Source organism: Yersinia sp. 2540 StPb PI, from assembly GCF_052217165.1.
Lineage (GTDB): Bacteria > Pseudomonadota > Gammaproteobacteria > Enterobacterales > Enterobacteriaceae > Yersinia > Yersinia enterocolitica_E.
Map to the genome: position 1 here is coordinate 3,322,309 of NZ_JAZGQC010000001.1, position 25,445 is coordinate 3,347,753.

Consider the following 25,445-nt stretch of genomic DNA (forward strand, 5'->3'; position numbering starts at 1 on the left):
TAAAACCAGCAGAAAGAGAAGGTTACCTCATATCCCGTTCACTTTCCGCACGACTAATAAGTTGCAGCCTGATTATATTGGCGTATGGTTAATAGGTGTCATTAGCAGCGACTATGATTACATCATCAGCATTATTCAATAAATTTGATTGGAGCATAGCGAGATGGCGAAAATTTTAGTGCTTTACTATTCCATGTATGGGCATATCGAAACACTTGCCGGTGCGATTGCCGAAGGTGCCCAAAAAGTCAGCGGTGTTGAAGTGACCATCAAGCGAGTCCCTGAAACCATGCCACCAGACGCCTTCGCCAATGCCGGCGGCAAAAACAACCAGCAAGCCCCGGTCGCAACGCCGCAAGAACTGGCCGATTACGATGGCATCATTTTTGGTACCCCAACCCGTTTCGGTAATATGGCAGGGCAAATGCGTACCTTCCTCGATCAAACCGGCGGGCTATGGGCTTCTGGTGCACTGTACGGCAAAGTTGCCAGTGTATTCTCCTCAACCGGTACTGGCGGCGGACAAGAGCACACCATCACCTCCACGTGGACCACATTAGCCCACCACGGTTTTATCATCGTGCCAATCGGCTATGGGGCCAAAGAGTTATTTGATGTTTCACAGACCCGTGGCGGTACCCCATATGGTGCAACAACCATTGCCGGTGGTGATGGCTCCCGTCAGCCAACTGCTGAAGAGCTTGCTATCGCCCGTTTCCAGGGCGAGCATGTGGCAAAAATTACCGCCAAACTGGTAAGCTAACGCCCTTCATAATACCTAATACCGCAGCGGGGTTAGTTTCGCTTAATATTCAGCCCATATCAGGGCTTGGCAAGTAGCGTTCAAATCAGCTTTAAGCATCAACCCTGCTGTCTGGCAATAAAAAAGCACCGCATGAAAGCGGTGCTCTTGCTTACTCATTAAACAGAGTTAGGCTTCAAGCAGCCCTTGTGCCAGATAGTGGTTAGCATCAACCACCCCAGGTAACACGAAGAAATATCCCCCACCGATCGGTTTGACATACTCTTCTAATGCCTCACCGTTCAACCGTTTTTGTACCGTCAGGAACGCCTTTTCCAAATCAGATTGGTAGCAGACAAACAGCAAGCCCATGTCCAGTTGCCCTGAATTTGACACTCCCAGCGAGTAACTGTAGCCACGGCGTAACATCAGGTTATTCTGAGTTTCTGCGGTACGTGGATTTGCCAGCCGGATATGTGCATCTAGCTTAATCACGTTGCCATCGGGATCTTTGGTGTAATCCGGCTCATCATGTTCATGTATGCTCCCCAAGGGTGCACCGCTATGTTTATCACGGCCAAAGATAGTCTGCTGTTCTTGTAACGGTGTGCGATCCCAGAATTCCACTTTAAAGCGAATAATCCGCGCCGCCTGATAGCTACCCCCGACTGCCCATGCGGGCTCACCGATATTGTCCTGAACCCATACTATTTGATTAATCAGCGGCTTATCACTGGTTTTGGGATTCGCAGTGCCATCTTTAAAACCCAACAAATTGATTGGCGTTTCTTTACCTTTGCTACGGGCCGCATGAGCAGAAATAAAACCTTCACGCTTCCACCGCACACTGAGTAAATCTGGCGTGTGCTTGATAATATCGCGCAGAGCGTGAATCACCGTTTCATTGGTATTAGCACAAATTTGCAGCAAGATATCACCATGACACAAACCCGCATCCAGTGAATCATTGGGGAAGCGCGTCATTCTTTGTAGCCGCAGTGGTTTCTGTCCCTGCAAACCAAACCGCTCATCAAACAAAGAATCCCCCACAGAAACCGTAATGGTCAGGTTATCCGGGTAAATTTCCGGCCCCATAATTCCAGAATCCAGCGGTGGCAATTTGGCATTAACCGAAGGTGCATGCCCACCGCGGGTCAGGAAGGCCAGCCGTTCAGTCAGCAGTTTGAATAATCGGGTCAAGGCCGCCTTATCAGTGGCCAATACATCAAATGCTACCAGCATCATGGCCGCTTGCTGTGGGGTTAATACCCCTGACTGATGCTGACCATAAAAGGGCTGCTTCTGCCAGCGTTCATCTTGCGCAAGTGCAGCCTCGGGTGCAGGGCAATCTGCCGCTCGGGCTATCTTTGCCCCGCCAAGCGCCAAGGCACCACTCATCATGCCCATACCCAGCAGTAAACGCCGACGGGACGGCAATGCCGCCCCGTTATCATGTTGATACGACCCGTGTTGCGGGCCGGTTTTCTTACTCATCTTAATGCCTCAATCCAAACCCAATACGCCACGAAGCTGAGCAAGGTCTTCCGCCAGTGCCGTAATCGGCCCTTTCATAGCATTACGATCGGCGTCAGTTAACTTCTCGTAAGACTCATAACCCTCTTTCGTGCGATATTTCGCCAATACGCTATCGACGGTTTTGAAGTTAGCATCGATTTTTTGCAGCAGCGGCTGGTCGGCTTTTTCCAGCAATGGCCGCAGCAGATTAACAATTTTCTGTGCTCCATCAACGTTGGCTTGGAAATCCCACAGATCAGTACGGCTGTAACGGTCTTCTTCACCACTGATTTTGCTGGCCGCAACCTCTTCGATTAAGCCCGCAGCACCACCAACCACTTTATTTGGCGCAAATGTCAGGCCGGTGATACGTTGTTGCAGTTCCAGGGTGTCCTTGTACAGTTGGTCGGCGAATTTATCCGCGCCTTTAGTGGTGTTGTCACCAAACAGGATTTTTTCTAACCGATGAAAACCGGTAAATTTCGGATCAGCGGCCTTCTGCTCAAAATCGTCCTCACGGGCATCGATACTGCCATCCAAATCTGAGAACAATTCAGCAATCGGCTCGATACGCTCATAATGCTGGCGGGTTGGCGCATACAACTTGCGCGCCAGAGCCAAATCGCCTTTCTTGATTGCATCAGTAAAGGCTTTAGTTTGCGTGACTAATTGGGCAACTTCTTGTGTTACATAGACTTTATATTCGGCAATTGGCCCGACCAATGCCATCGCGTCCGGTTTTACCGCAGCGTGATCACCGGCCGCCGTAACTGTCAATTTACCTTTCGGGTTGCTGAGTAAGCCACAGGTCATATCGTATTCACCCGGCTCCAGATTAGCCGTCATCTTCTGGGTAAAACCCGGGGCAATATTTTCGCGTTCCTCAACCACCATCACGCCTTTGAGGATCTCCCACTCCAACCCTTTCTGACTGGCATTATGGACAATAAATTGAGTTTTACCGGCAGGAATAGACAGCGCCATCGGCTCACACTGCTTATCGTTAACGGTAATTTTAATTTGTGGAATATCAGCTGCTTGTACGTTGATAGCCACAACAGGTAGTGCCAGTAACGCGGCGTGCAATGCAGTGCGACGGAAGAACCGGTTAGACATGTGAAAATTCCTGAATTATTGGTTAGTTTTCCGCGCAGCAGCGGCAATTGTGGCCGCCGTAGTGCGTGGTGGAAGGAAAAAGAGCATCAGTGCCGGAATCAGATAGATAAAGTAGACCGCAACTTCGCTAATTGTTGGTGCTTCCTGATAGCCAAACATCCCTTCAAGGAAGGTGCCGAGCAGTGAATGAGTGGAGAGCACATTCGTCAAATCGAACGCGATATCCTGAAAATGATTCCACAGACCGGCTTCATGGAAGGCTCTGATAGCTCCGGCGGCCAGGCCTGCGGCGACAAACAAGATAAACAGGCTGGTCCATTTGAAAAATTTAGCCAGATGCAACTTAACGCCGCCCCAGTAGATAGCCATCCCCACTAAAATGGCGCAGGTCAGGCCAAGTATTGCGCCAATTGGCGCGCCAATCCCGACATCCTGCTGGAAAGCCGCCAGTAAGAAGAATACCGATTCAAGCCCTTCGCGGGCCACGGCAAAAAAGACCATCGCCACCAATGCCCAGCCCTGACTGCGGCCTGAGTTGAGGGCATTATCAATTGCCCCTTCCAGATGGACTTTGACTGACTTGGATACCTTGCGCATCCAGAAAACCATATAGGTTAAAATGCAAACTGCGACCACCGCAATAATACCTTCAAACAGCTCTTGCTGTTTTTGCGGAAACTCACCCGTGGTTTCATTAATAAAGATGCCGATAGCAAGGCATAGCGCGGCTGCCGTTACTACTCCAATCCACACTGCCCCCATCCATTGACCGCGTTGAGTACGCTTAAGGTAACTGGCGATCAAGCTAACAATCAGCGCGGCTTCCAGCCCTTCACGAAACATAATTAGAAATGGGACAAACATGCTAAGCACCCCTGCGCTGGATATGGGTATAAATATGTAATTATGAGTAACGTCAATTTACGTAAAGAAAAGTAAAACTAAGAACGATAGTGATTATCATTCTGGCAAAAAGAAATTCAAGAGGCTAAATAAGAATATTGTTAAACAAACTGTGGCAAGTTGTTTCTGCCGGGTTAAATAACAAATAAATTCATTAAGATACGGTTTTTTTAGCTTGCACCGCCCTCTCAGCCTATTTATCGATATCTGGCGCAATTTTCAGCAAAAAAAAGCCTCCTGTGGTACAGGAGGCTATGTTAAGCAAAAGTAAATGCCATTAATAACAGCATGTGTGCGCTATTAAATGGTTTTAAACTCCGCTTCAGCATTACGGAAACGTTCAGTAATGGTATTACTTGGTGTATTGCCCAACAAGCTCACCACCACAATGGCGATACTGGCAAATAGGAAGCCTGGTATAATTTCATACAAGCCCAACCAGGCATATTGCTTCCAGACGATAACCGTAATAGCACCGAGCAACATCCCTGCCAGTGCACCATTGCGAGTCATTCGTGGCCAAATCACCGAGATAAGAACCACAGGACCAAATGCGGCGCCAAAACCGGCCCATGCATAGCTAACCAGACCAAGAACCCGATTATCCGGGTCCGCTGCCAGTGCGATAGCTATCAATGCCACCAGCAACACCATGGCACGGCCGACCCACACTAACTCTTTCTGACTGGCCTTTTTACGCAGGAATGCTTTGTACAGGTCTTCCGTCAACGCACTAGAACACACCAGTAACTGGCAGCTTAAGGTACTCATGACGGCTGCCAGAATAGCGGACAGTAAAATACCGGCAATCCATGGATTGAAGAGTAATTTAGCTAACTCAATGAAAACACGTTCGCCATTTTGGCTCACATTCCCGGCTTGTTCAGGATGGTTTTCAAAGTAAGCAATACCAAAGAAGCCCACCGCGATGGTCCCTGCCAGACAGAGGATCATCCAAGTCATACTGATGCGGCGTGCACTACGAATAGTACGGTGAGAGTCTGCCGCCATAAAACGCGCCAGAATATGTGGCTGACCAAAATAACCCAATCCCCAACCGAGTAGAGAGAGGATGGCAACCAGATTCAGCCCTTTAAACATGTCAATATTCGCCGGATTTTTCGCAGCAATGACCATCATGGAAGTGTCGATACCTCCCACCGCCAGAATAACAATAATCGGGGTCAGGATCAGAGCAAAAATCATCAGCGTTGCTTGTACTGTATCCGTCCAGCTTACTGCGAGGAAACCGCCAATAAAGGTATAGGCGATGGTAGCCGCAGCACCAGCCCATAATGCGGTGCCATAGCTCATATCAAACGTACTTTCGAATAAACGCGCACCGGCAACGATTCCTGAAGCGCAATAAATAGTGAAGAAAACCAAGATAACTACCGCTGATATCACCCGCAGCAATTTACTCTTATCTTCAAAACGGCTGGTGAAATAATCAGGCAATGTCAGTGCATTGTTATTGGCTTCGGTATGAACCCGCAAACGGCCTGCGACCAACTTCCAGTTAAGATAAGCACCAATCGTTAAACCAATGGCTATCCAGCTCTCGGAAATACCCGACAGGAATATCGCCCCCGGTAATCCCATTAATAACCAGCCACTCATATCGGAAGCACCGGCAGATAATGCAGTGACCACACTGCCTAAACTTCGCCCACCCAGAATATAATCATCAAAGTTATTGGTTGCCCGGTAGGCCATGAGGCCAATTAATATCATCCCAAAAATGTAAACTAAAAAAGTCACCAACATTGGCGTATTCATGGTCATGCAACGTCTCCATAGTGCGTATTATCGTTTTAATATATCCCGCTATTTTGAGTTCTTTCCGCTCAGTGCGGTGTCATGTTTTCACTCTGGAGAGCCGGAACGTGACACTCAGTTGCACCAGAGATGAATCTCGAACTCAAATAAACTACCAGCACAACTATTCGCTGGCGAACGGCCATCTCGCGGTGGCTATCCTAGTGGAGGAGTTTCCTTACCCACAACAAATTAAACAAATTTTTTACAAAAAATTCACCCTGCATCACATTACGCCATGTTAGAGGTTACACCTTCCATTGCAAAATGAGTCATACCTAAGGTTAATCCCTCACAAAGCCTACCATTGTTAGCATTAGCCTTAGTTAAACATAATATTCGATCCCTCCGACGCCCCGCTTGATTGTTAAAAACAAGACTGAATTCACACTTCATTCACGCCGTGATTTAACACGGTTGCACAAAGTTGCAACATGCCTGATATTATCAGGAATCAAATCATAACCCCCCTTATTAAAGGAGCCGGACAGCATGGGTAGCACCACAATGGGCGTGAAACTCGATGAAGCAACACGCGACCGTATCAAGGGCGCGGCACAGCGTATTGACCGCACGCCACACTGGCTGATCAAGCAGGCCATTTTTAACTATTTGGAACGACTGGAAAGTGGCAGTGAGCTACCCGAATTGCCAACACCCCATGTGACCCCTATCGCGGAAACGGACGATATTATGCCGCAAGTCACTGAAAGCGCACATCAACCATTTTTAGATTTTGCCGAGCAAGTGCTACCACAATCAGTAACTCGTGCGGCCATCACTGCGGCCTATCGTCGTCCCGAAACTGAAGCCATACCGATGTTATTGGAGCAAGCACGTTTACCGGCCGATTTAGCGCAAGAAACCCATAAGTTGGCCTATTCCATTGCTGAAAAATTGCGTAACCAGAAGAGTGCTAATGGTCGCGCGGGTATCGTGCAAAGCTTACTGCAAGAGTTCTCCCTCTCGTCACAAGAGGGTGTGGCATTGATGTGTCTTGCGGAAGCACTACTGCGTATTCCTGATAAGCCCACTCGTGATGCACTGATCCGCGATAAAATCAGTAACGGCAACTGGCACTCTCATTTGGGGCGCAGCCCGTCGATGTTTGTCAATGCGGCGACCTGGGGACTGCTCTTTACCGGCCATCTGGTCTCTACTCATAATGAGGCTAAGCTCTCCGGCTCCTTAAATCGTATTATCGGTAAAGGTGGTGAGCCATTGATCCGCAAAGGTGTGGATATGGCGATGCGGCTGATGGGCGAGCAATTTGTGACCGGCGAGACCATTGCCGAGGCATTGGCGAACGCCCGTAAACTGGAAGATAAAGGATTCCGTTACTCTTACGATATGTTGGGTGAGGCAGCACTGACAGAGGCAGATGCTCAGGCTTATCTGCTCTCCTATCAACAAGCAATCCATGCTATCGGCAAAGCCTCAAATGGCAGGGGAATTTATGAAGGGCCAGGTATCTCAATTAAGCTGTCCGCCCTGCACCCTCGCTATAGCCGTGCTCAATATGAACGAGTAATGGATGAGCTGTATCCACGGCTATTATCGTTGACCTTGCAAGCACGGCAGTATGATATTGGCATTAACATTGATGCAGAAGAGGCTGATCGTCTGGAAATCTCCCTCGATCTGCTGGAAAAACTCTGTTTCGAGCCAAAATTGGCAGGTTGGAACGGTATCGGCTTCGTCATTCAGGCATACCAAAAACGTTGCCCCGCTACTATTGATGCCGTGATAGATATGGCCCAGCGCAGCCGCCGCCGGCTGATGATTCGCTTAGTCAAAGGCGCATACTGGGACAGCGAGATTAAACGCGCTCAAGTTGATGGGTTAGAAGGTTATCCGGTTTATACCCGCAAGGTGTATACCGATGTTTCTTATCTGGCTTGCGCGCGTAAATTACTGGCCGTACCTAATCTGATTTATCCCCAATTTGCCACTCATAACGCGCATACCTTGTCCGCTATCTATCATCTTGCAGGGCAAAATTATTACCCCGGCCAGTATGAGTTCCAATGCCTGCATGGCATGGGGGAACCGCTATATGAACAAGTCGTCGGGAAAGTTGCCGAGGGTAAGCTTAATCGCCCATGTCGTATTTACGCTCCGGTCGGTACCCACGAAACCTTACTGGCGTATCTGGTACGCCGCCTGCTGGAAAACGGGGCCAACACATCGTTTGTCAATCGCATTGCCGATACCACTCTGCCACTGGATGAACTGGTCGCTGATCCTGTTAGTGCTGTAGAAGCCATCGCCGCCAGTGAAGGGCAACTTGGTTTGCCTCATCCACGAATCCCGTTACCACGCGACCTCTACGGTAAAGATAGAGCCAATTCCAGCGGATTAGATTTGGCCAACGAACACCGTTTGGCCTCGCTCTCCAGTGCCCTCCTCACCAGTGCCAGCCAGATATGGCGGGCAGAACCGATGATTGGCGCAGAAAGTGATAGCGGTATAGCACTTGATAACCTGGCCGTTATCAACCCAGCAGAACCCGCTGATATCGTCGGTTACGTTCGCGAAACAACGGATGCTGAAATCAGTCGTGCGCTAGATGCGGCTGGCCGCGCGGGGGCTATCTGGTTTGCAACGCCACCGGCCGAGCGTGCGGCTATTTTAGTGCGCGCCGCCGAACTGATGGAAAGTCAGATGCAAGCGTTGATGGGGATACTGGTACGAGAGGCGGGTAAAACCTTCAGTAATGCCATTGCCGAAGTGCGTGAGGCTGTTGATTTTCTACACTATTATGCTGGAATGGTCCGAGACAACTTCTCTAATGATAGCCATCGTCCTCTCGGCCCCGTGGTCTGTATCAGCCCATGGAACTTCCCGTTGGCAATATTTACCGGCCAGATTGCCGCAGCATTAGCTGCCGGTAACAGTGTATTAGCAAAACCGGCGGAACAAACGCCACTGATTGCTGCGCAAGCTGTACGTATCTTGCTAGAGGCCGGTATTCCTCACGGCGTGCTACAACTATTACCCGGCCGAGGCGACAACGTTGGGGCGACATTGGTCAATGACAACCGTGTGCGCGGCGTGATGTTTACCGGCTCAACCGAAGTCGCTGCTATTTTGCAACGCAGCATCGCAGGCCGCCTTGATCCTCAGGGCCGCCCAACGCCACTGATTGCCGAAACCGGTGGCCTCAATGCCATGATTGTTGATTCCTCTGCATTGACGGAACAGGTGGTGACCGATGTCGTCGCATCAGCCTTTGACAGCGCGGGCCAACGTTGTTCGGCCTTGCGTATTCTTTGCATTCAGGATGATGTTGCTGAGCACACGTTGCAAATGTTGCGTGGCGCGATGGCCGAGTGCCGGATGGGTAATCCAGAACGCCTGTCTACAGATATTGGGCCGGTGATTGATGCCGAGGCCAAAGCTGGGATTGAGCGCCATATTCAGGCCATGCGCGCCAAAGGGCGTAAAGTTTACCAGGCTGCCCGCACCAACAGTCAGGACGAAACCGAGTGGCAACGCGGTACCTTTATTAAGCCAACATTAATAGAGCTGGATAGCTTTGATGAGTTGAAAAAAGAGATCTTCGGGCCGGTACTGCATGTGGTACGTTTCCAGCGTCAGAACCTTGGCGCCTTAGTCGATCAAATCAACGCATCCGGCTATGGTTTAACCTTGGGCATTCACACCCGTATTGATGAAACTATCGCCCAAGTCACTGAAAAAGCTAAAGTAGGCAACCTCTACGTTAACCGCAATATGGTTGGGGCGGTGGTTGGCGTACAACCTTTTGGTGGTGAAGGGTTGTCAGGAACCGGCCCTAAAGCGGGTGGTCCACTGTATCTGTATCGTCTGTTGTGCAGCCGCCCAGAAGATGCGGTTCTTAAGACACTGGCACATCAAAATATTGAGCAACCACAGAATATGGCTGGTCGCGAAGCATTACAAATAGCCCATCGCGCTCTAATACAATGGGCTGACAAACAACAATATGCTGAATTAGTGCCTTTAGCGCAGCGCTATGGCGAACTGGCGCAAGGTGGCACCATACAGTTATTGCCTGGGCCAACCGGTGAGCGCAACAGTTATACCCTACTACCGCGTGAACGTGTTCTTTGTCTGGCGGATAATGACACTGATGCTCTAATACAACTGGCAGCCGTTCTGGCAATCGGCTGCGAGATCTTATGGCCAGAACAGGGGATACAAAAGGATCTGTTACGCCAGCTACCGGCGGTAGTGCAATCCCAAATTACCCTTACCCATGACTGGCAAACCGCCAACGTACCGTTTGATGCCGTTATCTATCACGGTGATGCTGATCAATTGCGCACCTTGTGTGAGCAGATAGCTCAAATTGAGGGGCCAATTGTCTCGGTACAGGGCTTCGCCCGTGGTGAAACAAATATACTGCTGGAACGCCTGCTGATTGAGCACTCACTGAGTGTGAATACCGCCGCAGCGGGAGGAAATGCCAGCCTGATGACCATCGGCTAGCTAACTAAGCCCACTCTTTTTCGCACTTAGAGTGCCTGCACCAATAAGGTCCTTCGGGACCTTATTCTTTACGTAGACTCCGGTCGCAACTGACGGGTTATTATTCGATATATGCCGCATTCCCTGATGTAAAACGGGTATGAAACTATTTTCCTCTGGCAGCCTCTCGCATATTTGACATCACTCTGTTGAGCCTTTCCTGGTAATTAACTCATTATAAATTCAGACAAATGACGGAACTGTATACGTCCCTAGCTTTCTTCTTAGTGAAGATCTTATGTACAACCCCTCTCAGGAGTGATAATAATATTCATGTCTGATAAAAAGATTGTCGATGAGACTCATCAAATTGCTAACCGGCGGGGTAATGGTCAATTACGCCGTGAAATATGGGCTGATCGGGTCGGTACTATCACCCGTTATAATTTAGCCTATATCAATCACCATTTATCACAGGGTGATAATGGTCGCGTAATAGGTTACGACAATGCGCATGGTTTTCACCATCGCCATTACTTAGGTGGCATTGAAGCAGTTGATTTTGTCAGCTTTGAACAGATAGAGGATTGCTTTCAGAAGGATTGGACTTCATTAAGGAGAAGTTAATGGACAAACTCGTCATCAAAACAGCAACGGAAGATGATTTTTTCAAACGAGGCAAACAACTCGCGGCTCTGGCAGATGCAGGGAAAGCCTTACCTGAAGAACACACTATTACCTTTGAAGACCCATTAGCGATGGTGCGGATATTAAGTGCTGCGCGCATTGTTCTGCTACGGGCGGTAAAAATGCACCCCGGCTCTATCACCTCCCTTTCAACCCGTTTAAAACGGGATCGCAGTGCCGTCACCCGTGATGTGGCTATTTTGAAAAAAGCGGGGTTGGTCACCGTCGAACAAAAAGTATTACCGGGTCATGGGCAGATGAAGGAAGTTAAAGCTACCGCGCTTCGCCTTAAGCTGGAAGCCTTTTTGTAGGATGATTTGATAAAACTGGGGGCCCAAAAGTGCCCCCTATTTCGCTGAGTCTGGCTATCAGCTTCGCAGTAAATGACTCAGTGATTGTTCAGGAACTTATCAAGGAATAACCGAGTACGCTCATGCTGCGGATGGGCAAATAACTCTTTTGCTGGACCTTGCTCAACAATCCGTCCGTGATCCATAAAAATAGCCCTGTCAGCCACATCGCGGGCAAAGCTCATTTCATGCGTCACAATCACCATGGTGCGTTTTTCCTCAGCCAGTGCGCGGATAGTGTTGAGAACCTCCCCCACCAGTTCAGGATCCAACGCTGACGTCGGTTCATCAAACAGAATAACCTGTGGTTGCATTGCTAATGCTCGTGCTATGGCAACCCGCTGCTGCTGACCACCGGATAAACGGCGTGGGTAAGCATCTTCTTTCCCACTTAGCCCTACTTTTGCCAGCAGTTCACGAGCACGTTTCTCCGCAGAGGCTCGCTTTTCGCCTTTAACAATAACCGGCCCTTCAATAATATTCTCCAGCACCGAACGGTGTGGAAACAAATTGAAGCTCTGAAACACAAACCCGACCTGTTGGCGCAGTGCGCGCACCTGACGTTGCTGCTTGCTGATAGGTATGCTGCCATCAATCTCAATATCACCGACACGAATAATCCCTGAATCAGGGACCTCCAGTAGATTAATACTGCGCAATAAAGTCGTTTTACCTGAGCCACTCGGCCCGATGATCGCCACCACTTCACCGCTATTTACTTCAAGTGAGATACCGTGCAGCACCTGCTGACCTTTAAACTGTTTGGTCAGTTGTTTAATGTCTATGGCACTCATGGCTACTCCTGATCCTGACGATTAACATGGGCTTCCAGCCGATTTTGTAATGCTGACAACAATGTCGCCATGACCCAATAAATCAACGAGGCCGCCAGATACATAGTGAAAACTTCCAATGTACGGGAAGTGACCAATTGCGCCTGACGGAAAAGTTCAGGAACCTGGATAGTCGCCGCCAAAGAGGTATCTTTTACCAGACCGATAAAACTGTTCCCTAGCGGAGGTAATGCGGTGCGCCCGGCTTGCGGCAATATCACCCGATAAAGTGTCTGCCAACGTGTCATACCGATACTGGCCGCCGCTTCCCACTGCCCTTTCTCAATTGACGAAATAGCAGCACGCAATGTCTCAGATGTATAAGCGGCGGTATTAAGTGATAGACCGATCAATGCAGCAGGCATCGGATCCAGTTCAATGCCGAACTGTGGCAGACCATAATAGATCATAAATAGCTGAGCTATTAATGGAGTACCACGGAAAATGGAGACATAGAAACGAGAAAGGAGTGATAACGGCAAGAAACGAGATAACCGCATCATGGCCAACATAAAACCTAATGCCAGACCAAAAAACATCCCCCCCAGACTGAGCTGGAGGGTAAACCAGGCACCTTTCAATAAAAATGGTGCTGAATCCAGCACCAATTGAATACTTTCTTGCATTATTTAGTTACGTCCGCACCAAAATATTTCTCAGAGATTTTGGCCAACGTGCCATCTTTTTGCATCTCAGTGATCGCCTGATTGATTGCCGCTAACAACTCTGGGTTGTTCTTACGCAATGCTACGCCAGACTCCTGACGAGCAAACGCCGGGCCTGCAACAGCAAGAGTACCATTGGTTTTCTTTACCAGATCCAATGCAGCTAAACGGTCAACCAAAATGGCGTCCGTACGGCCTACACGCAGATCCTGATATTTAGTTGGGTCATCATCATAGGTGCGAATATCAACACCTTTCAGGTTGTCACGTAACCATTGTTCGTAGTTACTACCCAAGCCAACACCGACTTTCTTGCCTTGCAAATCTTCAGGTTTAGTGAAGTTACCTTCGTTACCTTTCTTAGTCAGCACCTGAATACCAGAAATGGTATAAGGCGTTGAGAAATCATATTTTTTCTTACGTTCTTCAGAAATGGTGACTTGGTTAATCGCCACATCAATACGCTTGGACTCCAATGAAGCCAACATGCCATCCCATTTAGTCGGGGTGATTTTGGCCTTAACGCCCATGTGTTCTGCTAATGCATTAGCAAAATCCACTTCAAACCCAGTGAGTTTCCCATCTTCACCTTGGAAACTGAACGGCGGATAAGTGCCCTCCAGCCCAACAATCAGAGTTCCTCGATCTTTGACCTGACTCAGCAAATCACCTGCAGCATAAGACTTCACATTCAAGCCTGTTGCCAGTGCGACTGCCACCATGCCCAGAACTAACCGGCGACGAACAATTGAAAAACCCATAAATACCCCGACTGTCATGTTTATTTTTTGATATTCAGCACTTTATCAGTGCTGTTAATGGAATAAAGGAATATAAACTAATAACGATAGCTATAAACGGAATAAGCAATAACTAAAGGTTACACCCGTGGATGATAAGCAAACAATGCGGGTGCACCACCGGTGTGGATAAACAGAATTGGACCCTCATCGCGAAACTTTTTCTGCGCAAGACCATCCAGTAAACCCGCCATCGCCTTGCCGGTATACACCGGATCGAGCAGTACACCTTCAAGCCTTGCCAACAGCCCAATAGCTGCCAACCCTTCATCGTTCGGCATGCCATATTGCGGGGCGAAATAATCATCCCACAAGATAATTTCTGCCTGCTCCCCGGTAATCCCCAGGGACGCAGCTAACTCTTGCTGAATATGCGCCACTTTAGGGCGTTGCTCATCGGCTTTACGCGATACGGTCACCCCAATCAACTCGGCATCAGGCAATAATTGTTGCAACCCTACTGCCAGACCTGCGTGGGTGCCCGCACTGCCCGATGCCACAACCACCGAGCTAAAAGTGACATTCCCAGCCGACTGAGCCGCAATCTCTAATGCACATTGCACATAACCTAAAGCGCCTAAGGCATTAGAACCACCAACCGGCACCACATACGGCCGAAAGCCCTGAGCCTCCAGACGGGTTGCCAGCTCAGCCAATTGTTGGTTCGGGTCATGTAACCCGTCGCACATCACTACTTCTACGTTAAATAGACCCAATAGTAACCGATTGCCGTTGGTCAGATAATTTTCCTGTGCCGTGCCAATCGGATTCTCAAGCAATGCGACACAACGCAGCCCCAATTTCGCCGCAACTGCTGCTGTTTGGCGGACATGATTAGACTGAATAGCGCCCGCGGTAACCAGCGTATCCGCGCCCTGACTTAACGCATCTGCTGCCAAAAACTCTAACTTACGTAATTTGTTCCCCCCTAATGCCAGAGGTGTTACATCATCACGTTTGATATAAATTTCACGCCCCAGATAATCGGAGAGTCGAGATAGTTTTTCCAATGGCGTCGGATTGCCGACCAGATCTAGACGCGGAAATTGCGCCAGTTTGTGTTGAAACGTCACGGATCCCCCAGGGAATTAATAAGTCAACTGTTGCCCAACGAACTTGGCGTGTAGGTAGGTACGGATAAGTCAATGTAACTAACCCCTGCGGCTGCAAGTACCAAGAGGAAATATAGATTTATCAGATGTAACACCAATAATCACTTATTTTTATTATAGATGTCGTTGACGATAGCGCAGGGGAATAACGTAATATGCGGAATAAATAGACGATACTTAGCGATTTCAAGCTGTAGAGGGTGGCACTACTCAGCTTAATCAAGTCAGTCATTCGAGGGAACGAGGGTAGCTAACACCTCTACAGCGTACAGAATGAAGGGTATTAACCCGGCACGGGGAACCTTGCCGGGCGTAAAATAATGACTGAAGGGTTTCGCGTTATACTCGCGACGCTGTTAGCGAAAATACAGAGTTTTCTCAACTGCCTGAACGCACGTACCAGTCTCAGTAATTTTTTTGCCATTCCAGATACTGATCATATTTACGCAAGGCAATACGATAATTGTTATGCGCCGCATTAGGCAACTCATCAATAATGCGCTGATGCATGGTCTCACTGGCAAACTTTTCGGCCGGATAATTAGTGGCAACCAACATTTCATCCAGACGACGTAGGCGCACAACATATTCGCGAACAGTACTATGGCTCATCTCAGTTTGTTCAAATAAATATTGCTTGAACGCCATAATATCGAAATAACCGGGCGTGCTATTACAATATATTTCGCTGCAAAAACGACATAATGCAGTCAACTCATGCTGAAGCTTTGACCATACTTGATCGTCAATGGGCTGATCCATACCGGAGATAGCTTCTTTATTAATGATTTGTCCACGGAAAACCAACGCCATACGGTCAAGTTCTTTATGACAATGTGAACAATGAGTTTGGCCGTGTTTATAATCTTTTAAATAACGGCTCAGTGGCCGTTTTTTTAACTGAAGTCCTGGCATAAGAAGACCTGCATTAATAAAATAGAAACTGTGATATCACTGAGCGGAAGTGAATTAAGAGTCGTTATTCAGGCGGGCGCGTAAGCGTTTTATCGCCTGGCTATGAAGCTGGCTGACGCGGGACTCCCCGACCTCAAGCACCGCTCCGATTTCTTTCAGGTTCAGCTCTTCCTGGTAATACAACGTCAGCACCATCTTTTCGCGTTCCGGCAATGCCTCGATCGCTTCAATCACGCGTTGACGCAGATTTCCTTCCAACAAATGTTGCAATGGATTGGCATCCTCATGCCCTTCCAGCAGGGGTTCGACACTTTCACCATGCTCTTCCCGCCATTCGTCATAGGAGAAAAGTTGGCTATTGTTGGTATCCAATAAAATCTGACGGTACTCCGCCAAATTAATATCAAGAATTTGCGCTACTTCCTGCTCAGTTGCAGGGCGCCCCACCCGTTGTTCAACCTGTTGCATGGCACTGGCTACTTCACGTGCATTACGACGCACACTGCGTGGCGCCCAATCTCGGCTACGCAGTTCATCTAGCATGGCACCCCGTATACGCTGTACCGCATAAGTGGTAAACGCAGTCCCTTGCAAAGCGTCATAACGCTCGACAGCATTCAGCAGACCAATACCTCCAGCCTGCAACAAATCATCCAACTCCACGCTGGCCGGCAGGCGAACCTGCAAACGCAGTGCCTCATGGCGAACCAAAGGAACATAGCGTTGCCAGAGGGAATTTTTGTCCATCACGCCTTCGGCGGTATACAGATCGCTCACTAGACAGGCACCTAAGGGTAAGAGAGTCGTACCATTATCCTGTCAGGTCAGCCAGACAATCGCTGGAATAGGCCTATAAAAGGGCGGCTATTTGGCTTATGCCCGTTAATTTTACTGTTAACCTATTGCAGTCATTGAAAAAACAGAGCGAGAAATAGAGATGAAAACCGCTAAAAATAAGCCATTAGCGCCTGGTTTAAACTTATTCCCACTGGAAAAAGTGCTCTTTTCTCTTTCCAGTGAGTAATATAAAAACCCCGCCGCAGCGGGGTTGACATAATGTGGTCTTTCTGGCGAATTAACGCAGCAGAGACAGCACAGTTTGTGGTACTTGGTTTGCTTGTGCCAATACTGAAGTCCCTGCTTGTTGCAGGATTTGAGCACGGCTCATGTTAGAAACTTCAGTAGAGTAATCAGCATCCTGGATACGGCTACGAGCTGAAGTCAGGTTATTGATGGTGTTACCCAAGTTGGTGATAGCTGAGTCAAAACGGTTTTGTACCGCACCCAGACCACTACGCAGCGCATCAACTTGTGCCAGCGCTTTATCAACAGTCGCCAGTTGGTCTTCAGTTGATTTCTGAGATGCAGCAGCATCTTCATTGATCAGGGTGGTGTTGCCGTTAGCAGTACGTGACATGTACATTACTTTGCCACCCGCATTGGTGATTTCATCACCTTTGGCGTTAGCGGTGTATGCAGTACCGTTAACAGTCAAAGTACTGCCAGTTTTGGTAGCACCTTGTAAATCCAGATCAGCTAAGGTTGCAGCGCGGTTGGTTTCAGCAGCTTTTGTGGTTAAACCACCACCAACAACAGAGGTGAATAAAGCGCTAGAAGTTTTCACTTCAGCAGCGGTACCGGCAGGTGCAGTACTGGCTGAAGTTGTGAAATCAACACTTTTACCATCAACTGTAGCACTGAAAACACCGTTACCATTCGCGTCAGCCGCAGTCTTAACGGTAAATTCCATGCCTTGAGCAGTGAATTTATCACCTGTTGCTTTACCAACAGACGCGGCAGCGATAGAAGTAGCTTCTGCGCCAGCGGTTGCTGTAGTTGTGTAAGCAGTTGATGCTGTGTTAGCAGCGGTCGCAGTGCCGGAGAATGCACCGGTACCCGCATCAATATATTGTGCTACACCGGCTTTAGTCACTGCACCGCTGTTGATATCAGTTTTATATGCAACACCGCCAACATCAAAGTTGTTAGTCCCAGTGGCTTTGAACTGAGAAGTCAAATCATCAACAGAGGCTTGTTTTGCGCCATCAACGTTGAAGCCTTGCAGACCCAAACTTTTTGAGTCGATTTTTTCCAGATTGATGCTGATAGTTTCGCCATCGTTAGCGCCAACCTGAACTTTCATGCTACTGTTGCCAGCCAGAACTTTCACGCCGTTGAACTGAGTTTGGTCAGATACACGGTCGATTTCGTCCAGACGTTGTTTAATTTCGTCCTGGATTGATTTCAGGTCAGAAGATGAGTTAGAACCGGTAGCAGCCTGAACACTCAACTCACGCACACGTTGCAAGTTGTTGTTGATTTCGCCCAACGCACCTTCAGTGGTTTGTGCCAGAGAGATACCGTCGTTTGCGTTACGGGAAGCCTGAGTCAGGCCTTTGATGTTAGAAGTGAAACGGTTAGCGATTGCCTGACCCGCAGCATCGTCTTTCGCACTGTTGATACGTTGACCAGAGGACAAACGCTCAATGGCGGAACCTAAAGCTGACTGGGATTTGTTCATGTTGTTCTGAGTCGTCAGAGACAGAATGTTAGTGTTAATTACCGCCATAATGTTATTCCTTAAATGCTGTTGGGTTATGGTTTGGGCTTACTGCCCACGGCTTCATCACCGTCACAACTTGTATCGGCGCTCTTTAAGGAACCTTTAGCCATTCTGTGAAATAATTTTAAATTTAGGTAAAATTATTTTTTCTCTCTTCTTTAATTATCACTCTATTCAATAGGGCAAATAGCGCCCTGTTATCCCCCGTTATTCCAGCCATCATAAATTCCATTTTATGTGTAAACTTTTCAATTCTCTGGCCGATAACCCCTGTAACGACACTTGAATATTAAGGATTAGACATGGCAAGTATCAGTTCTCTGGGTATCGGTTCAAATTTGGAGCTAGGCACTTTACTGGATAAATTAAGTGCCGGGGAACAAACCCGCTTAACTCCGCTAACCAACCAGCAGACCAGTTATAAAGGCAAGCTTACTGCCTATGGCGTGTTACAAAGCGCTCTGGCTAAAGTCGAAACGGCATCTGCAGCACTAAAAAAAGCCGATACCCTAGCTACGACCTCTGTTAACAGCACCAATACCGCTTTTGCCGCCACTACCAGCAGTGGTGCGACAGCAGGTAATTACACGATTGAAGTGACTAATCTGGCTAAAGCGCAATCATTACTCTCTTCTGATGTGCCGAACGCCACAGATAAACTGGGTAATAGTAACGACAGCCGGACAATTACTATCACTCAACCCGGTCAAACAAAACCACTGGAAGTAAAACTGACCAGTGAGCAGACCTCGTTGACCGGTATTCGCGATGCGATTAATAAACAAGAAGGTAGTGTCAGCGCCAGTATCATGAAAGCGGATGATGATACTTACTATCTCGCATTAACCTCCAAGGAAACAGGGACGAAGTCAGAAATGACAGTCAGTGTTTCTGGTGATGACACTTTAAACAACTTTTTGAACTACACCCCAAGCACCACCGGTGGTAGTGGCGCTTTAACACAAAAAGTAAAAGCTGAAGATGCAACACTGACAGTAAATGGCGTATCCATTACCCGTCAAAGCAATACCATTACTGATGCACCACAAGGCGTTACACTCAGCCTGAAAGCCTTAACAAAAAAAGATGAACCTGAGCAACTGACAATTACACGTGACTCCACCGCGACCAAAGCTGCGATTCAAACATTTGTCGATGCGTATAATTCATTACAAACCACGTTTGCTTCTTTAACCAAATATACTGCGGTTGAAGCGGGTAAGGATCAATCAACCAGTAATGGCGCATTAGTTGGCGATGGCACATTGCGCAGCATCCAAACGCAATTGAAGAGCCAATTAGCCTCTGCCCAGGCCGGTGATGTGAAAACCCTGGCAGCGATGGGTATTACTCAAGATCTTGATGGAAAATTAGTCATTGATTCGAAGAAACTTGATAAAGCACTGACTGACCAGCCGAATAACGTAACAGCATTTTTTGTCGGCGATGGCAAAACCACCGGTTTCGCCACTCAGATGGATAACCTGCTAAATACCGCACTGGATTCCACCAAAGGCTCATTAAAGACAGCCACTGATGGTATTAACAAGACATTAAAATCATTAGAGAAACAGGTTACCTCAACCACTGATAGCATTAATGCCACCATTGAACGCTATAAGGCACAATTTACCCAGTTGGACAAATTGGTGAGTTCATTAACCAATACCGGTAATTTCTTAACTCAACAATTCTCTTCATAAAGGATAGAGCATGTACAGCCGATCAGGGGTTCAAGCTTACGCAAACGTAGGAGTCGAAAGTGGTGTAATGAGTGCCAGCCCTCATCAATTGATCGTGATGCTCTTCGACGGGGCGCAAAGCGCCCTGGTTCGTGCTCGCATCTTGATGAGTCAGGGAGATATTCCGGCCAAAGGTGCTGCACTGTCAAAAGCCATTAATATTATTGATAATGGGCTGAGTGCAGGACTGGATATGGAAAAAGGCGGTGAGCTGGCACAGAATTTGTCAGCTTTATATGACTATATGTCACGGCGCTTGCTGCATGCCAATTTGCATAATGACGAACAGGCAATTAATGAAGTGTCTGCTTTGCTCGAAAATATTGCAGACGCCTGGCGGCAGATCGGCCCCAATTATCAACCTGATTAGGACCCCATTTAATGGAACGTCACCAGCACCTTTTGTCCGAATATCAACAAATCCTGACACTCAGTGAGCAAATGCTTGCATTGGCAACTGAGGGGAATTGGGATGCGCTGGTTGATCTCGAAATGACTTACCTTAAAGCGGTAGAAAGCACGGCAAACGTCACTATATCCTCATGCTCATCTCAGGTGTTGCAAGAGCTGTTACGTGAGAAATTGAGAGCTATTTTGGAAAATGAAATAGAAATTAAACGTCTATTACAGTTACGCCTGGATGCACTCAGTGAATTAGTCGGGCAATCAACCCGACAGCAAGCTGTTAATAATACTTATGGTCAATTCCCTGATCATGCATTGCTGCTGGGTGAAACACAGTAGCGGTCAGTTACCGAAAACGATTACACCTTTTGTTGTAAAGAAATTACATGTCACTGCAATTATTAACATGCCAATTAATTTTTATTGTCATTGTTTTTAACATGGAATTATATTGACAGTAACAATCACTCATATCGAGCTGGCTATTATTCTCACCCTTAATATTTTTCGCTAAAATAGCCAGTTACTGTAAATTTTCTATTAAAATGAGTTGCTACTCTGCCACTCAAAGCGTAAAGATATTCTCAGGCTAAAATTGTGAAATGAATATCGATGGAACGTACAATTAATTTTTGCCCCGGTGTGGGTAGCTCGGCACATGTTATTCAACACACAGAGCTGCTACTCACCTCCGTCTATATTGAGCATCCATTGCTCATTATGGTTAACCGTGGGTACAAAATCATTCGCTGGGATAATCAGGAATGTATTATACAGGCCGGTGAAATAGTCGCGGTGAGTAGTGGCCAAACAGTTGATGTAATAAATGGCTTATCTGACGACGGACTATTTTTTAGCCACCAACTTCGCTGTGATCCCCGTTTGATTGCCACCTTTGCCAATCATCCAGCATCCGCTGGTCTTGGGTATGTTCCCGGCGTTATGCCGGTACGTAATTTAGCACCTGAATTCATCAATACATTCGGCAATACGTTTAAAGCAATATCTGACATTGGTGATATTCCGCCAACTATCGTCAGACACCGCATGCTTGAATTGTTACTTTGGTTGGCTCAGCGTGGCGTTAAATTTATATTAAATGAAAGTGATTCGTTAAGTGAGAGAGTGCGCCGTTGTTTGGCGACTGATCCATACAAAATATGGTCGGCATCACAAGTTGCAGACCATATGGCGATGAGCGAAGTTGTATTACGCCGAAAATTAGCTGCCGAAAAAATACTATTACGTGACTTAATGATTGATGTCCGCATGACCAGTGCATTGCGTTTATTGCAAGGTACTGATTGGCCAATATCATTAATAGCCAGCCAAGTGGGCTACGAGAGTGCATCACGTTTTGCTGAACGTTTTCGCAAACGTTTTGGTTTTGCACCCACCGCCATCCGTGGGCACCATCGCTTACATCCGACAGATAATGATCCACCCCCTGATAACTATCATCGCTATTTAGACCTGCATGCGTCTGATTTAGGGCCAATATGAACCTATTGAGATGATACTTTTAATAATTCCCGATATGGCCTGTTTAATGCCGGTCAGTAAATCCGCTGCATCCCATTCGACTCATCAAGTCCTTTTAACCGCCTAAAAATCGGGCTGCTAAATACTGCTTTTAGATATTCTGCACGTTAAAACATTTTTTTCTGACTGTGATTGGTTTTTTCATCCAACAATTCCAATGCAATATAAAACAAAGCTTTTACAATCATGTAATTACATACAACCTACTGAAAGATAGGGGAATATGCTGATTATGTCAGTACATTCTATGATTATAAGTAATTAAATAATAAACTTCCGGGATGGCTATGATGCTAAGTAATCTATTCGGGCTAAAAAACCGCTATCCTTTGCATATCCAGATAGCCGCTCTCTTCACCTTGTTGATCGTCTCAATAGGTACCGTCATTATTATTTTTGGTCATAGCCAACTGACTAAATTGACTGAAATCAGCACCAATCGGCAGTATCAAAAAACCGGAGAGGCGATTGCCGCTGAATTGGATGCTGTAACACGACCAATGATAATGTCGGTTAATATTCTTGCCAGTATGCAAATCACAGAACTATCGACCCTTGAACAACGAATGGCCTTTGTCGATAAATTTATTGAAATTCTGAAGCAGAATAGTTATGCCAGTGCCGTGTATAGCGCCTACGCTAATGGTGATTTTTTTATGCTGCGGCGTTTAACGGAAGCTAACCGTACATTATTCCATGCCCCTGAAGATGCCGAATGGATGGTTCAAAGTAATCGTTTTCTTGATAGTTTACCGGAGAAACGTTTTATTTATCTTAATAAGCAGCAGCGAGTGATTGCTGTTATGCCGCGTGAAAATGATAACTACGATCCACGGCGGCGGGATTGGTTTATTCTGGCCGCCGCAAGTCCTATGCTGATCACCTCTCCTATTTATATTTTTAAAGGCACCGGAGAAGTCGGTTTTACTTATAGCCGTCAGGCTGAGAATAAACAGACAATCATTGGATTGGACGTTTCCCTGGCTTCACTTTCGCAATTTTTAATAAAACAAAATCTGCCGCCAGGTAGCCAGGCCATTATTATTAATTCCCATGGTGAAGTTATCGCTAGCCTGCCAAAACCTAAAGATAAGGCGGCAGATAACACCAATGCAGACCGGCAAATCCCTGTATTGCAAGTTTTGCTCAATAGTCAAAAAAATAGTCAGACAGCTAGCAACTCACCGGTAAACAATGCTAATCGTAGTATCATGTTTGAGGCACAAAATCAGCGCTGGTTCGGCTCAGTTGTTGAGATTAATAGCAACGGCAATGCCTATCAGTTGATTATTGCGACACCCGCCAGCTATCTGACAGCCGATGCAAATTCTATTCGTAATCACTCAACCTTTATTGCATTTATTCTGTTAATGCTCAGCTTGCCGTTAGTTTGGTATTTCTCCAGAAAAATATCCAAACCCCTTATTCGTCTACGCCAGGACGCGGACTCCATCAGTAATCTCCATTTCGAAGAGCGCGAATTAGAACGCTCTGTGATTGAGGAAGTTGACGAGCTCCACAAATCAATGTCAAAAATGAAATCAACACTGAAGCAGTTTATTTCGATGGGAAATATGCTGACAGCAGAAAGTAATTTCTTCCGGCAGATGCAAGGGCTATTAAGTGAAACCACGGAAATTGCTGCCATGACCGGAGGGATTATTTTTCTGTCAGATAAAGATGAGGGAACCTTCACACCAACGGCATTTCGCTGGAATGGTGAAAATATCCCGGTAGCAGAAATGTCCTCATTACAAATTAAAGAAGACAATCTCACGACTTTCCTACCGGTACTCGAAGGGAAAACCATTGTAGGAACGCTCAATAAAGATAATATCTTTAGCCAATTACATGACTTCCTACAACCTTATTTGCCCCTACGCTTTGTTGCCGTACCGATGAAGACCCATGATAACCAATTGCTCGGATTCCTACTGTTATTTAACCCTTATGAGCTAAATGCTGAGCGTGAACGCTCAAAAATTCAATTAGTTAATGCCCTGGTGGGCAGTTTATCAGTTTCAGTAGAAACACAGCGATTATTGCAAGAGCAAAAAAACCTGCTCAACGCATTTATTGAGCTTATTGCCGGAGCTATCGATGCCAAAAGTGCCTATACCGGTGGGCATTGCCAGCGTGTGCCTGAAATAACTAAAATGCTCGCCCGTGCCGCAGTCAATATTAAACAGGGGCCTTTCGCCAACTTTACGTTATCAGAAAATGAGTGGGAAGAGCTACATACAGCCTGCTGGTTACATGACTGTGGCAAGATTACCACGCCGGAATTTGTAGTCGATAAATCAACAAAACTGGAGCTAATTTATGATCGCATCCATGAAATACGCATGCGGTTTGAAGTCTTAAAACGTGAGAAAGAAATCGCCTTCTTACGCCAATATGGTGCAATGAGCGCCAGTGAAGCCGATCAACAGTTGTTAGCTGAGGAATTACGCCAATTAGATGAAGATTTTTACTTTATTGCCAACTGCAATGTGGGTGGCGAGTATATGTCTGACGAAGCTATCGCGCGTATCCAGCAAATTGCCGCTTACCATTGGACTCGCACATTAGATGATAATGCAGGTATCGCCCAAGAAGAGCGAGTACGTAAAGCCAGACAACCCGCCGCTCCACTACCGGTACAGGAGCCAATGCTGGCGGATAAAGATGAACATATTATTTACCGTGATAATAAAAATAAGCGCCCGGAATATTTTGATTTCAAAGTACAGGAACCGAGGTTCCTCTATAACCGTGGCGAAATTTATAACCTCAGTATTCGCCGTGGCACCCTGACAGACGAGGATCGCTATAAAATAAACGAGCACATCATGCAGACCATCGTGATGTTAAATAAACTCCCCTTCCCACGAACCATGGCAAATGTCCCGGTGATTGCGGGTGGGCATCATGAACGCATGGACGGTAAAGGGTATCCTTATCAGCTCACCTATAAACAGATGAGTATTCCGGTGAGGATGATGGCCATAGCTGACGTATTTGAGGCTCTGACGGCTGCCGATCGACCTTATAAACCAGGGAAGTTGTTGTCCGAAGCCCTCAATATCATGGTCAACATGGTGAATGAGAATCATCTGGACCGGGAACTGTTTATTTTGTTCCTGCAATCGGGTATCTGGCACGAATATGCCGTTGCTTATCTACAAACAGATAAAATTGATCCAATTGATATTCCTGCATTATTGCAAAAAATTGGCCACCAGAATATCTCATTGGCAAAGACAGGATAACGACAAGGCGTGTTATTTTCCTGAGCGGTGAGTG

20 protein-coding genes are annotated in these 25,445 nt (G+C 47.1%); 9 read left to right on the forward strand and 11 right to left on the reverse strand.

The features are described 5' to 3' along the window. Nucleotides 1-163: 163 nt before the first annotated feature. Nucleotides 164-763, forward strand: a complete 600-nt coding sequence (gene wrbA, locus V1956_RS15205; protein ID WP_083159127.1) for an NAD(P)H:quinone oxidoreductase — start codon at nucleotides 164-166, stop codon at nucleotides 761-763. Between the two features lie 168 nt (nucleotides 764-931). On the opposite strand, the gene efeB is transcribed toward wrbA, so the two are convergent. The 4 genes from efeB to putP form a co-directional block, all read right to left on the reverse strand. After that, nucleotides 932-2,236, reverse strand: coding sequence for an iron uptake transporter deferrochelatase/peroxidase subunit (gene efeB, locus V1956_RS15210; protein ID WP_442825290.1), 1,305 nt, complete (start codon nucleotides 2,234-2,236; stop codon nucleotides 932-934). Nucleotides 2,237-2,245: 9 nt separating this feature from the next. After that, on the reverse strand, nucleotides 2,246-3,373 hold the full coding sequence (gene efeO / locus V1956_RS15215; protein WP_442825291.1) for an iron uptake system protein EfeO: 1,128 nt from the start codon (nucleotides 3,371-3,373) through the stop codon (nucleotides 2,246-2,248). A 15-nt stretch (nucleotides 3,374-3,388) separates the two neighbouring features. Continuing rightward, the gene (gene efeU, locus V1956_RS15220; RefSeq protein WP_372558753.1) at nucleotides 3,389-4,237 is read right to left on the reverse strand and encodes an iron uptake transporter permease EfeU; all 849 of its coding nucleotides are present in this window, start codon (nucleotides 4,235-4,237) and stop codon (nucleotides 3,389-3,391) included. Nucleotides 4,238-4,576: 339 nt separating this feature from the next. Then, on the reverse strand, nucleotides 4,577-6,061 hold the full coding sequence (gene putP, locus V1956_RS15225; RefSeq protein WP_083159131.1) for a sodium/proline symporter PutP: 1,485 nt from the start codon (nucleotides 6,059-6,061) through the stop codon (nucleotides 4,577-4,579). A 525-nt stretch (nucleotides 6,062-6,586) separates the two neighbouring features. On the opposite strand from putP, the gene putA reads away from it, so the two are divergent. From putA to V1956_RS15240, 3 genes are all read left to right on the forward strand, one after another. After that, a complete protein-coding gene (putA, locus tag V1956_RS15230) occupies nucleotides 6,587-10,567 on the forward strand; it encodes a trifunctional transcriptional regulator/proline dehydrogenase/L-glutamate gamma-semialdehyde dehydrogenase (RefSeq protein ID WP_442825292.1) in 3,981 nt (1,326 codons plus the stop codon). A 312-nt stretch (nucleotides 10,568-10,879) separates the two neighbouring features. Beyond that, nucleotides 10,880-11,173, forward strand: coding sequence for a toxin-antitoxin system TumE family protein (locus V1956_RS15235; protein WP_372558751.1), 294 nt, complete (start codon nucleotides 10,880-10,882; stop codon nucleotides 11,171-11,173). Then, on the forward strand, nucleotides 11,173-11,544 hold the full coding sequence (locus V1956_RS15240) for an HVO_A0114 family putative DNA-binding protein (RefSeq protein WP_372558750.1): 372 nt from the start codon (nucleotides 11,173-11,175) through the stop codon (nucleotides 11,542-11,544). Before V1956_RS15235 ends, V1956_RS15240 begins: the two co-directional genes overlap by 1 nt. 77 nt (nucleotides 11,545-11,621) lie before the next feature. Here the strand turns inward: V1956_RS15240 and tcyN are convergent, their stop codons facing one another. From tcyN to V1956_RS15275, 7 genes are all read right to left on the reverse strand, one after another. Next, complete coding sequence (gene tcyN, locus V1956_RS15245; protein ID WP_005189402.1) at nucleotides 11,622-12,377, reverse strand: L-cystine ABC transporter ATP-binding protein TcyN; 756 nt, start codon at nucleotides 12,375-12,377, stop codon at nucleotides 11,622-11,624. A 2-nt stretch (nucleotides 12,378-12,379) separates the two neighbouring features. After that, nucleotides 12,380-13,042 carry a cystine ABC transporter permease gene (gene tcyL, locus V1956_RS15250; protein WP_083159136.1) on the reverse strand — a complete coding sequence of 221 codons (663 nt, stop codon included), beginning with the start codon at nucleotides 13,040-13,042 and terminating at the stop codon, nucleotides 12,380-12,382. Continuing rightward, on the reverse strand, nucleotides 13,042-13,842 hold the full coding sequence (gene tcyJ / locus V1956_RS15255; RefSeq protein ID WP_083159137.1) for a cystine ABC transporter substrate-binding protein: 801 nt from the start codon (nucleotides 13,840-13,842) through the stop codon (nucleotides 13,042-13,044). The genes tcyL and tcyJ overlap by 1 nt, the downstream gene beginning before the upstream one ends. A gap of 119 nt (nucleotides 13,843-13,961) precedes the next feature. Continuing rightward, on the reverse strand, nucleotides 13,962-14,954 hold the full coding sequence (locus V1956_RS15260; RefSeq protein WP_372558749.1) for a D-cysteine desulfhydrase: 993 nt from the start codon (nucleotides 14,952-14,954) through the stop codon (nucleotides 13,962-13,964). 444 nt (nucleotides 14,955-15,398) lie between these two features. Then, nucleotides 15,399-15,908: a flagella biosynthesis regulatory protein FliZ gene (gene fliZ / locus V1956_RS15265; protein ID WP_005189397.1), complete on the reverse strand. Its 510-nt coding sequence runs from the start codon at nucleotides 15,906-15,908 to the stop codon at nucleotides 15,399-15,401. Nucleotides 15,909-15,962: 54 nt separating this feature from the next. After that, complete coding sequence (locus V1956_RS15270) at nucleotides 15,963-16,685, reverse strand: RNA polymerase sigma factor FliA (RefSeq protein WP_083159139.1); 723 nt, start codon at nucleotides 16,683-16,685, stop codon at nucleotides 15,963-15,965. Nucleotides 16,686-16,983: 298 nt separating this feature from the next. After that, a complete protein-coding gene (locus V1956_RS15275) occupies nucleotides 16,984-18,480 on the reverse strand; it encodes a flagellin N-terminal helical domain-containing protein (RefSeq protein ID WP_420071447.1) in 1,497 nt (498 codons plus the stop codon). Between the two features lie 293 nt (nucleotides 18,481-18,773). Here V1956_RS15275 and fliD point away from each other — a divergent pair, with 293 nt between their 5' ends. The 5 genes from fliD to V1956_RS15300 all read left to right on the forward strand — a co-directional run bounded on the left by fliD (nucleotide 18,774) and on the right by V1956_RS15300 (nucleotide 25,411). Continuing rightward, nucleotides 18,774-20,174, forward strand: coding sequence for a flagellar filament capping protein FliD (fliD, locus tag V1956_RS15280; protein WP_372558748.1), 1,401 nt, complete (start codon nucleotides 18,774-18,776; stop codon nucleotides 20,172-20,174). Nucleotides 20,175-20,184: 10 nt separating this feature from the next. Then, the gene (fliS, locus tag V1956_RS15285) at nucleotides 20,185-20,583 is read left to right on the forward strand and encodes a flagellar export chaperone FliS (RefSeq protein WP_050084339.1); all 399 of its coding nucleotides are present in this window, start codon (nucleotides 20,185-20,187) and stop codon (nucleotides 20,581-20,583) included. A gap of 11 nt (nucleotides 20,584-20,594) precedes the next feature. After that, on the forward strand, nucleotides 20,595-20,957 hold the full coding sequence (fliT, locus tag V1956_RS15290) for a flagella biosynthesis regulatory protein FliT (protein WP_050084340.1): 363 nt from the start codon (nucleotides 20,595-20,597) through the stop codon (nucleotides 20,955-20,957). A 273-nt stretch (nucleotides 20,958-21,230) separates the two neighbouring features. Then, the gene (locus V1956_RS15295) at nucleotides 21,231-22,121 is read left to right on the forward strand and encodes a helix-turn-helix transcriptional regulator (RefSeq protein ID WP_372558747.1); all 891 of its coding nucleotides are present in this window, start codon (nucleotides 21,231-21,233) and stop codon (nucleotides 22,119-22,121) included. A 329-nt stretch (nucleotides 22,122-22,450) separates the two neighbouring features. Next, nucleotides 22,451-25,411 (forward strand): HD domain-containing phosphohydrolase, encoded by a 2,961-nt coding sequence (locus V1956_RS15300; RefSeq protein WP_442825817.1) that lies wholly within the window; start codon nucleotides 22,451-22,453, stop codon nucleotides 25,409-25,411. Nucleotides 25,412-25,445: the final 34 nt, after the last annotated feature.